The sequence below is a fragment of the Streptomyces sp. NPDC056948 genome, from assembly GCF_042674225.1.
Lineage (GTDB): Bacteria > Actinomycetota > Actinomycetes > Streptomycetales > Streptomycetaceae > Streptomyces > Streptomyces purpurascens.
The window spans coordinates 34,555-44,196 of record NZ_JBHUQX010000016.1; the positions used below are offsets into that span (position 1 = coordinate 34,555).

The 9,642-nt window shown below is 70.4% G+C and carries 9 protein-coding genes and 1 pseudogene; 5 read left to right on the top strand and 5 right to left on the bottom strand.

What is annotated here, in order from left to right; all coding sequences use genetic code 11:
• Positions 1-32 precede the first annotated feature (32 nt).
• The 3 genes and pseudogenes from ACFTZL_RS03865 to ACFTZL_RS03875 form a co-directional block, all read right to left on the bottom strand.
• The gene (locus ACFTZL_RS03865; RefSeq protein WP_382577888.1) at positions 33-554 is read right to left on the bottom strand and encodes a DinB family protein; all 522 of its coding nucleotides are present in this window, start codon (positions 552-554) and stop codon (positions 33-35) included.
• Between the two features lie 491 nt (positions 555-1,045).
• Positions 1,046-1,185, bottom strand: a pseudogene (locus tag ACFTZL_RS03870) (aldo/keto reductase); the annotation flags it as partial.
• A 4-nt stretch (positions 1,186-1,189) separates the two neighbouring features.
• Complete coding sequence (locus ACFTZL_RS03875) at positions 1,190-2,575, bottom strand: LLM class flavin-dependent oxidoreductase (RefSeq protein ID WP_382577891.1); 1,386 nt, start codon at positions 2,573-2,575, stop codon at positions 1,190-1,192.
• A gap of 265 nt (positions 2,576-2,840) precedes the next feature.
• Here ACFTZL_RS03875 and ACFTZL_RS03880 point away from each other — a divergent pair, with 265 nt between their 5' ends.
• The 4 genes from ACFTZL_RS03880 (at position 2,841) to ACFTZL_RS03895 (ending at position 6,479) form a co-directional block, all read left to right on the top strand.
• Positions 2,841-3,302 (top strand): LLM class flavin-dependent oxidoreductase, encoded by a 462-nt coding sequence (locus ACFTZL_RS03880; protein WP_382577893.1) that lies wholly within the window; start codon positions 2,841-2,843, stop codon positions 3,300-3,302.
• A 389-nt stretch (positions 3,303-3,691) separates the two neighbouring features.
• The gene (locus ACFTZL_RS03885) at positions 3,692-4,639 is read left to right on the top strand and encodes a glutathione S-transferase C-terminal domain-containing protein (RefSeq protein WP_382577896.1); all 948 of its coding nucleotides are present in this window, start codon (positions 3,692-3,694) and stop codon (positions 4,637-4,639) included.
• A 178-nt stretch (positions 4,640-4,817) separates the two neighbouring features.
• Positions 4,818-5,912 carry a hypothetical protein gene (locus ACFTZL_RS03890; RefSeq protein WP_382577899.1) on the top strand — a complete coding sequence of 365 codons (1,095 nt, stop codon included), beginning with the start codon at positions 4,818-4,820 and terminating at the stop codon, positions 5,910-5,912.
• A 141-nt stretch (positions 5,913-6,053) separates the two neighbouring features.
• The gene (locus tag ACFTZL_RS03895; protein ID WP_382577901.1) at positions 6,054-6,479 is read left to right on the top strand and encodes a hypothetical protein; all 426 of its coding nucleotides are present in this window, start codon (positions 6,054-6,056) and stop codon (positions 6,477-6,479) included.
• Positions 6,480-6,509: 30 nt separating this feature from the next.
• Here the strand turns inward: ACFTZL_RS03895 and ACFTZL_RS03900 are convergent, their stop codons facing one another.
• A complete protein-coding gene (locus ACFTZL_RS03900; protein WP_382577903.1) occupies positions 6,510-7,862 on the bottom strand; it encodes a flavin monoamine oxidase family protein in 1,353 nt (450 codons plus the stop codon).
• 58 nt (positions 7,863-7,920) lie between these two features.
• Positions 7,921-8,709 (bottom strand): 2-keto-4-pentenoate hydratase, encoded by a 789-nt coding sequence (locus tag ACFTZL_RS03905; protein WP_382577906.1) that lies wholly within the window; start codon positions 8,707-8,709, stop codon positions 7,921-7,923.
• 409 nt (positions 8,710-9,118) lie between these two features.
• Here ACFTZL_RS03905 and ACFTZL_RS03910 point away from each other — a divergent pair.
• Positions 9,119-9,642, top strand: a 524-nt coding sequence (locus ACFTZL_RS03910; RefSeq protein WP_382577908.1) for an MFS transporter, incomplete at its 3' end; no start/stop codon positions are given.

A 9,642-nucleotide genomic window follows, 5' to 3' on the forward strand; every position in this document is an offset into this window, starting at 1 on the left:
CCCGGGGGCGGTGCTCTGGTCGGCGCTCCGGATCAGCCGTGGCGCATCGTGTCGCCGGGGACGTCGCTGAGGATCTGCTCGCGAAGGATCTCGGCGTGGCCGCAGTGCTGGGCCAGCTCGCGCAGCGTGTGGAGGTAGACCCAGCGCAGGGGCAGCGGGCCCCGGCGGTTGCCTTGGAGGAGGTCGTCCAGCGTCAGCTTTTCCGTGGCTCGGCGGGACGCCGCGCACGCCTGCTGATGGGCATCCTGGACCGAGGCGATCGTGTCGTCGTCGTGGAGGTCGAACGACTCGTCGGGCGAGCCGGGAATGCCGATCTCGCTGCGGGGCCGGCAGGTGATCGCCTCATCGAACCAGACCTTCTCGACGAACGTGGCGTGCTTGACCAGGCCGAGCAGGGTGGTCTTGGACGGGACCAGCGACCGGCGCGCCTGCTCTTCGGTCAGCCCGTTGAGACTGTCGTGCAGCGCGGAACGATGCTCATCGAGGAAGACCTCGAACTGATCGCGGAACGGCGCGTGGAAAAGGGTGGGTTCTGTCGTCGACTCGAAGACCATGACCGCAACGATAAGTTGCCCGGCCTGGAGAGTACCGCGGTTATCGGACCGGACACGGTGCCGAGTGGTTCTCCCACCGTCTCCGGGTTCTCGCCGACCGGAGCCACATAGTCGAGGACACCGCGTGCGGCGTCCTCCCCGAGCGTGCGGGTGGGCCACCTGCTCCCCGTGGAAGCCCCCGAAGCCGTGGCGACACTGCTCGAAGGCTTCCTCACGTCTCTTCAGCGCTGACCACGCGGAGAAACGCCCGCCGCACAGGTTCAGGACTGCCGCGTGCTTTGGTCGGCCCGGTGCGGTCCAGGCTCGGCGGCGTCCGGTCGGCGTGGCGCAGGATGGCGTGGACGGTCGCTCGGGAGGGCGCCGGACGGAGGGCCGCGTTGCGCAGGGCGACGGCCGCAGGGTGCGTCGGTCGCCGGCCCATCCGGCCGGCCTGACGGGCGGCCCGGGCCACGGAAGAGATCCGCGGGCTGGTGACGACGGCGCTGCGATGAAACGCGGTCGTGGAACCTGGTGGCCGGCGCGATGTTGTCGCGCCGCCCACCGGCCAGGGCCGTGCCGACGATGGTCTCGGACTCGCCCGCGGAGTACACGTCCCGGTGGCGACGCAGTTGATGCCCGGGTCCAGGGCGTGGCGGTCACCCCGCCGTCAGGGCGACGCCGATATGGCCCTCGCCGGAGCCGACGGTGTCGAACAGCCGGTTGGCGGGGCGCGGGAGACCGTAGTGCGCTCGCAGGGTGGAGCCGCTGTACTCGGTGCGGAACAGGCCCCGTTCCTGGAGTATCGGCATCACCCGGTCCACGAATATCTCCAGGCCGGAGGGGAGCACGGCGGGCATGATGTTGAAGCCGTCGGCCGCTCCGCTGTCGTACCAGTGCTCGATGGTGTCGGCGACCTGCTCCGCCGTACCGGCGAAGGTGCGATGGCCGCGGCCGCCGCCGAGCCGCCCGATGAGCTGACGCACCGTCAACCGCTCGCGCCTCGCCAGTTCGACGACGAGGGTGTAGCGGCTCTTGGCGCCCTGGATCTCGTCCTCTCCGGGCAGGTCCTCGGGGAGTTCAGCGTCGAGGTCCAGCGCTTCGGGGTCGAGCTTCAGCGTCTGGGCGAGCTGCCGCTTGGCGTACTCGGGGACGATGAGCCGGTCGAGCTCCGCGTCCAGCTCCAGCGCCTCCGCCTCGGTGTCGCCGATGACGGGGACGATGCCGGGCAGGATCTTGATGCCGTCCGGGTCGCGGCCGAGCAGTCGCGCCCGCTGCCTGACGTCCTTGTAGAAGGCGATGCCCTCCTCCAGGGTCTGCTGCGCGGTGAACACCGCCTCCGCGTACCGGGCGGCGAAGTCCTTGCCGTCCTCGCTGGAGCCGGCCTGGACGAGCAACGGGTAACCCTGCGGCGGGCGCTGGACGTTCAGCGGTCCCTCGACCCGGAAGAACTCACCGACGTGGTCGATTCGGCGCACCCGCTCGGCCAGGGCGTGCACGCCGCGCTCCTTGTCGGCGACCACCGCGTCGTCCGCCCAGCTGTCCCACAGCTTGGTGGAGACCTCGACGAACTCCGCGGCCCGCCGGTAGCGGTCCTTGTGCAGCGGCGTGTCGTCCAGGCCGAAGTTGCGGGCCGCGTCGGCGCCCGCGGTGGTGACGATGTTCCAGCCGGCCCGGCCGCCGGAGACATGGTCCAGCGAGGCGAACCTGCGGGCCAGGTTGTACGGCTCGTTGTAGCTGGTGGAGGCGGTGGCGATGAGGCCGATGTGCCGGGTTGCCCCCGCCAGCGCGGTCAGCAGGACGGTCGGCTCCAGCTTGGCCGCCGGCCGCCTGCCGGGGTCGCCCATCAGCACCGGGCTGTCGGCGAGGAACAGCGAGTCCAGCTTGCCGCGTTCGGCGATCCGGGCGAGGTTCTTGTAGTGCTCGATGTCGCCGTTCGCCTCCGCCGGGCTCTCCGGGAGCCGCCAGGAGGCCTCGTGGTGTCCGGTGGACATGAGGAACGCGTTGAGGTGCAGCGGCTTGCGGCCGCCGGTCGTACGTGACATGGGGGTGTCGTCTCCTCGAGATGTGGTGGGCCGGTGCTGCGCCACACCGAGGGCGGCGAGCAGCAGGAAGCGCTCAAGCCTGATGACACGCAGCGGAGCACACACGCTTCAGGTCGACATGACCTCGCGTCGTCAGGTTTGCGGAACGCTGCATGGCCCGAAAAGTAGCCGAGCCACCAGGAAAAGGAAGCCTCGTTACAAGGCGGTCATGAGCTTGTCATGCGCGAACAGGAATGCCGGTCGCGAGCAGGCCGGTTGCCCTGGTATGGCCATCGGAGTAGCGCTTCCCCTTCACCACGAGATCGACGGCACGGTGCGGCTGGCGCGGGAAGCCCACGAGGCCGGACTGCGTTCCGCCTGGTTCGGGCAGACCTTCGCCTACGACTCACCCACACTGGCCGCGATCGTCGGCCGCGAGGTACCCGGACTGCACGTCGGGACCTCCGCCATCCCCGTCTTCGGCCGCCACCCGCTGCTCATCTCCAGTCAGGCCCAGACCGCCCAGGCGGCGACCCGCGGCCACTACCACCTCGGGCTCGCGCTCGGCGCCAAGTACACCCGGGCCGTCGACCAGGCTGTGATCGGGGACGAGGAGGTCGTCGCCGCCGAGATCGCCCGATACCGGGAGGCCGGGGCGACGGAGGTGGTCTTCACGACGACGGACCTGGGCACCGAGGCCGACCGACACCGCACCTGGAAGCTGCTCGGAGAGCTGGCGAACGGCTGAGGCACCGGGCAGGGGAAGAGGCAGGAGGGAGGGGGAGGCGCCGGGGCATGTGCAGGCCCTCTTGACGTGGCGGGAAAGCCGCCTGACACTCCAGAGCAGAGATTCCTAGTGCATCGGTAGGAAATGATGGAGCGACTGGAGCCGCCCGCCGACCGCGCGTCGCGCGCGGGCCGGTGGTCTCTGCTCCTCACCTCCCGCCGGCACATCGATCTCCTGCGCGTCTGCAGCGCGGCGAGCCCTCTCCGCTGAACCGGCGGTGCCCCACCGGCACCGCACCTCCGCCGCGCACGGGTATGCGCCGACGCCGCCGCGCACCCGTCCCCTTACGTGCGCCGCCAGCCCGCCGCACCGCCGAGAACCACAAGCCGGACCCGGACCCAGGGAGACACATGCCCGCCGCACCCCTGACCACCGTCCCGTCCCTCCCCTCACCGCCGCCGTTCCGGGGCAGGATCGGCTGTGACGCCAACAGCGGCTACTACGCCGTGCCGCGCCGCTACCGTCTCCACCTCTCGCTGTCCTGCCCCCACTGTCTGCGGATCGCCATCACCCACAGCCTGCTCGGCCTGGAGGACACCCTCCCGGTCGTGCTGCTGCCGGCCCTCCCCGACCTGCCCGACGGCGGACACTCCGCCCTGAGCCCCTTGTACGAGGCCAGCTCGCACCGGCATCCCGGACCAGCCCTCGCACCGGTGCTGAGCGACACCTGGACCGGGCGGATCGTCACCACGCACTCCTCGCACATCCTCCGGGACCTGGCCCGGTGCTTCGGCGACGACGGCACCGACCGGCCCGTCCTCTACCCGCACGGCGCGGAGGAGGAGATAGAGGCCGTCGAGCGTCTCTGTGACTACCGCATCAACGAGGCCGCACAGCACGCCGGACAGGCCGACACCGACGACGCGGCGCGCCACACCGCCCTCAGTTCCCTCCTCCGGGTCCTGGGCTCGCTGGAGTGGCGCCTCGCCGACCAGGACTTCGTCCTCGGCGATGAACTGACCGCCGCCGACGTGCGGTTGTGGGTGGCCCTGGTCCAGCTCGACACCGTGCACCGACTGCACCTGGACGCCGCCGCGGTCCACCGCATCGCCGACCATCCGCACCTGTGGACCTACGCCCGACGGCTCGCCGCCCACCCCGCCTTCGGCCGCCATCTCGACCTGGACGGCATCGCCCGCAGGCACCACGCCCATTGCCGAGGGCTGGAGGCGGCGGGGGCGGCGGTACAGATCCTCGACTGGGCCGTACACATCGCGGACGGGCCCGCTCGGCAGGACCCGAACGGCTTCACGGAACCGCAATACGCCCTCCACCTTCGTCCGCCCAACTCCGCCTAATCTGCGACCACATGGGGCCCGCCATACCGGAACATGGCGGGCCCCGTGCCCTTCCCGGGAGGGCTGGTGATCACGTACGGCCCCGGGCTGACCGACGCCGAGGCCCGCGACCGCCGCCTCATGTGAGGATGTGGCCATGGCGTGTCGGAGGGGACCCGGAAGGCGGCCGGTCGGGCTCATGGCCGCGGCGATGGCGGCGCTGGCACTGACCGCCTGCGGCCCGGGCGGCACCGACGACGCGTCCTCCGGGGGCCGCGAGACGACGTACAAGCGCGTCATCGAAGACCCTCACCCCCGCCCCGCCGACGTCATCGAGGCGGCCGGCGCGCCCACCGGCGTGGTCCGCGCGGACGACGGCTCGCTGCTCTTGACCTACGACGCCGGCAACGTCGAGGACGACGAGGGACCGGCCGCCACCGCCTGGCGCATCGTCGGCCCCGACGGCCGTACGGTCGCCGAGCACGCGGAACACACGGACGCGGAAGCGGCGCCGGCCACGTTCAAGGGGGTGCGCGGGGGCTTCGTCCGGGTGCCGCCGGGGGAGGGGGCCGAGGGAGCGTACGCCCTCGACGTACGAGGCAAGCGGCACAAGGTCCTCGTCACCAACACTGCGCAGCGCACCCGCCCCGGCGACATCCTGCTCGCCGAGCTGGAACCGACCCTCGTCTACCGCCCCGCCACGCGCACCGTGGCGCCCCCGGCCGGAGTGCCGGACGACGCCATCCGCCTCGCCGTCGACGAGCGGGGCACGATCTGGAGCCTGAACCAGCCCCTGACCGAGGACCCCGACCGCGTCGTACGGCAGCGCGACGGGCGCACCCTGGGCTCCACGGCCGTCCCGAAGCCGTACGCAGGTGGCACCCTGGCGGCGCGGGGCGGCACCGCGGCGCTGTCCCTCACCCGGGGCGAACGCGTGCGCGGCCTGCTGATGACGACGGACGGCGGCGGCCACTGGCAGACGGTCCTCGCCGCCGGCATTCCCTGGAGGGACCTGACGCGTGGCCCCGAGTCGCTGGTCCTGGAGCTGCTCGCGGACGGGCGGCTGCTCGTCGGCGAGGAAGGCGGCCGCTACTGGCTCGCCGCCGACCGCACCAACAGCACCTTTCACGAACTGAGGACGCCGGCGACCTTCACGTCACTCACGGCCGACGGCACGACTCTCTACGGCATCGCGGACGCGACGACGGCGACGTACGACCTGGTGAAGGGCGAAGGACTCTGGATCTCGCGCGACGGCGGACGCGAGTGGCGACGCCTTGACCGACGCGGATAGCGACGGTCTCCGCGAGCGGCTCTCCTTGCGAGCAGCTCACGCGTTTGGCGGCCCTTCGCGAGAAGTGACTGCCGGGAGCGGTCGAGGATTGACGACATACGCGGCAGAGCACCTGGCCGCTACGCCTGAGGAGGCATGTACATGCGCCGTGCAGGTTTCGTCGTCGCCGCCACGACCGCGCTCACACTGGGGACCGCCGGCCAGGGCTGGGCGGAGACCACCAGTGGCGACTTCACCACGAGTTGGGGAGACCGGACCCACATCCAGATGACCTGGGTCGACCGGAACTCCTTCCACAACGGCGCCCTCGCCGTCGCCGACCAGACCTGCGACGACCGGTCCGTCTACGCCACCCTCACCATCCAGACCGGAACCGGCGCCGCCCACGCCCTGAGCGACAACCACAACACCGACGGCTGCGGCACGACCACCGACTTCCAGAACATCGCCGCCACCGACCCGACCGGCATCAAGAGCCTCACCATGACCCTGTGCCGCAGCGCACCCGGAACGCCGGCCGAGTGCGAGACCGGGTACGTCGCCGCGAACCCGTACTACGGCTCCTGATTTCGGGCAGGCGTTGGCGTCGAGGCGAAGTCACCCACTGCTCAGATCGGCCCGGATCCGCCGGGCCACGCGGACCCCGCTCTCCACCGCGCCGTCGATGAAACCCGCCCACAGGTTCGCGTAGTCACTGCCGGCGAAGTGGAGGGCTCCGGTGTTCTCCTGTTGGGTCCGGTGGTAGCGGGTGAGTTGGCCCGGTTGCTGGATCAGCCAGGTCTCCTGGGAGTAGGGGTCGGCCATCCAGTCGTGTCCGCCGGTGTCGAGGACTTCCAGGTCGTCTCGCCATACCTTCAGGGCCGCGTCGACGGCCTTGGGGTCGTTGACGTCGATACGCGACGCATCGGCCCCGAAGGCGACCAGGACCGCGTCGTCCTCGCCGAGGTACTCGGTGCGGACGACCGACAGGGGGTGGTGCTGTGAGGAGTAGGCGAAGAACGGCTTGATGGGGCCGCGGACGCGGATCCACGCCTTGGCGCCGCGGGAAGCTGTCTTCTCCAGGCTGGGGTTGAGCTTGCCGTCGGGGAGAGCGGGGGTGATGTCGAGTTGGTGCAGGGTGTTCAGCGGAACGGTGATCACCGCGCGTCGGGCGGCGACGGTCCTGCCGTCGCCGTAGGTGATCTCGGCGCCGCCGGCGTGGTGGCGAATGGAGCGGACCGGGGAGTTCAGCCGGATCTCGGCCTCGGCCTCGGCCGCGATGGCCTCCACCAGGCTTCGGGTGCCACCGGCGAGCCGGAAGATCGCCGAAGCCTCGTGCATGAGGTGCCAGGAGCCTGCCGTCGCGGCCGTCCAGCGCAGCGCGGCGGTGTAGGCGCAGTGGCCGAGCGGAGCGTTGAAGTGGCCTACCCAGGCTGCTTCGTTGGCGTTGCGCTCGTCGACCGACAGCTCCAGCCGGTCGAGTACCTCCTGCAGATTCAGCCGGTCTGCCTCGGTCAACTCCGGCACGGTCAGCGGCTCGTCAGGACGCGGGATCCACGTCATGGTGTCCTGCAGCAGCCGCGTCATGCCGGGATCGATGAGCCGCATGAAGTCCTCCGGAGTCCCGCGGCGCACCTCGTCACCGGCGAGCCAGTAGGTCTCCTGGGCCCGGGGACCGCGAGTGACGGCCAGTCCGTAGCGGGTGACCTCGGCCCAGGCGTGCGGCTGGACCCAGTGGAGCCAGGTACCGCCGATCTCCAGGTCCCGCCCGAGGCGGTGGTCGGTCCAGGTCCGGCCGCCGATCCGATCGCGCGCTTCGAGAACGACGATCCGCAGCCCCCGGCGACTGAGCTCGCGGGCCGCCACGAGGCCGGCGACGCCGGCTCCGACGACCACCACATCCGCCTGCTCGACCGCGTTCTCGTCGACGCCGTCCGTCCGCTCTTCGCGGAGCGCTGCCTGCTCGATCATGAATCTCCTTCTGTTTCCGCCCCGCTGGGCTCGAACCCCTGCCGGTGATGACTGGCGGTCAGCCGCCTGAGACGTCGAACTCGACCGTTCCCCACCCCTCGAACGTGCCCGACCAGCGACCCGCCTCGTTCATCGGCACCGCCTGGAGGCAACTGCCGGGAAGGAGCACTTGGTCCGCCTCGAAGCCGATGCCGTAGTCGGCGAGCCGGTTGCACACCCACGCGGCCGCGGCGAGCGGGTTGCCGAGAATGTTCTTGGTGTTCCCCTCGACGACGGGGCGGCCGTCCAACCGCAGAACACCCCGGGTGTCACTCAGGGAAAGGTCGGTGAGCCGGCGTGGAGTGCCACCGAGAATGACCGCTCCGGTCGAGCCGTTGTCGGCCAGGGTGTCCGGAAGGCCGATCGCCCAGTTCTCGACCCGGGAGTCGATGATCTCCACGGCAGGCACGACATGGTCGACCGCGTTGATGACATCGGCGACCGTGACGTGCGGGCCACGAAGCGGCCGACCGAGAAGGAAGGCGGGCTCCAGTTCGACGAACGGGGCGATGAAGCGCTCCCGGTCGAGCGTGGTGCCCTCGTAGGCGAACGACGACGCCAGCAGGTGGCCGTAGTCGGGCTGGTCGAGGCCGAAGGCGTCCTGCATCACCTTCGCGATGTTCCCCAGCTTGTAGCCGACGACCAGGTCACCACCGGCGACGGCCGCCTCCGCGTTGATCCGCTGGACCTCGAAGGCGCTGTCCGCGTCGAGGCCGGGCCAGGTCGTCGTCGGGGCGGTGACCGCCTTGACGTTCTCACGCGCGGTGCGCAGCAGCTCGGCGATCTCGCGCAGTTCGGACGTCTGCATACGTTGTTTCTCCTTGGCCGGGGGCACCGCGTCATGCGTCAGCGCGAACGCCTGTATCCATTTAACGAACGTCGCGTTCACTTTCTACCGGACAGTGGGCCGCACCCGTAGCCCGGCTGTCAAGACCCGTGCACGGCTCCTCATCCCCTGCACCGCCAGCGTTGGCAGCATGTCCGCAGCCTTGACGGGTCACTTCGTTCGTGCCACTCTTCCCAAAATTTTGGTCGGAGTGCTCACTATCCGAACACCCTCTGGTGAGTGGCTTCAGTACGCCGGCACCACCCGTGCGACGCGTGCCCACTGCCGCGTCCGCCCCCCTCTTCTGACAGCCGCGGCGTCGCACGTGACCCCTCCCCGCCGCGGTGCGGACGAGCCCGGCCGCAATGTTCACCTCAGGAAGGACTGAAGCGTGACCACCATCCGCAACGCCGAACCGGCCGTGACGAGGCCGACCAGGCCGCCGGTCGACAAACGGCGCTTCATGGCCAGGATGACCGGCGTGATCGTCGGCGGCATGTTCATCGACGGCTACATCCTCGGCATCATCGGCACGGCGATCGGCGCCGCCTCCGACGAGCTCGGCATGTCGCTGCTCTGGGAAGGCCTGATCGGAGCGTCGGCCCTGATCGGCATCTTCATCGGCGGACCGCTCGGGGGCTGGCTGGCCGACAAGTTCGGCCGCAAGCCGCTCTTCACCATCGACCTGGCCCTGTTTCTCGTCGGTTCGGTTCTGCAGTTCTTCGTCGACTCGGCCTGGCAACTGTTCGTCGTCCGCCTGCTCATGGGCGTGGCCATCGGTGCCGACTACTCGGTGGGCTGGCCGCTGCTCGCGGAGTTCGCCCCGGCCCGCCGGCGCGGGCGGCTGATGTCGTTGAACGAGGTCGCCTGGTATCTCGGCTTCATGGTCGCCTTCTGTGTCGGATACACCATGAG

What these genes read in the sequence shown, in the direction of transcription:
- ACFTZL_RS03865 (WP_382577888.1), bottom strand. Translation starts at nt 554, where the DNA reads ATGGTCTTCGAGTCGACGACAGAACCCACCCTTTTCCACGCGCCGTTC.
- ACFTZL_RS03875 (WP_382577891.1), bottom strand. Translation starts at nt 2,575, where the DNA reads ATGTCACGTACGACCGGCGGCCGCAAGCCGCTGCACCTCAACGCGTTC.
- ACFTZL_RS03880 (WP_382577893.1), top strand. Translation starts at nt 2,841, where the DNA reads ATGGCCATCGGAGTAGCGCTTCCCCTTCACCACGAGATCGACGGCACG.
- ACFTZL_RS03885 (WP_382577896.1), top strand. Translation starts at nt 3,692, where the DNA reads ATGCCCGCCGCACCCCTGACCACCGTCCCGTCCCTCCCCTCACCGCCG.
- ACFTZL_RS03890 (WP_382577899.1), top strand. Translation starts at nt 4,818, where the DNA reads ATGGCCGCGGCGATGGCGGCGCTGGCACTGACCGCCTGCGGCCCGGGC.
- ACFTZL_RS03895 (WP_382577901.1), top strand. Translation starts at nt 6,054, where the DNA reads ATGCGCCGTGCAGGTTTCGTCGTCGCCGCCACGACCGCGCTCACACTG.
- ACFTZL_RS03900 (WP_382577903.1), bottom strand. Translation starts at nt 7,862, where the DNA reads ATGATCGAGCAGGCAGCGCTCCGCGAAGAGCGGACGGACGGCGTCGAC.
- ACFTZL_RS03905 (WP_382577906.1), bottom strand. Translation starts at nt 8,709, where the DNA reads ATGCAGACGTCCGAACTGCGCGAGATCGCCGAGCTGCTGCGCACCGCG.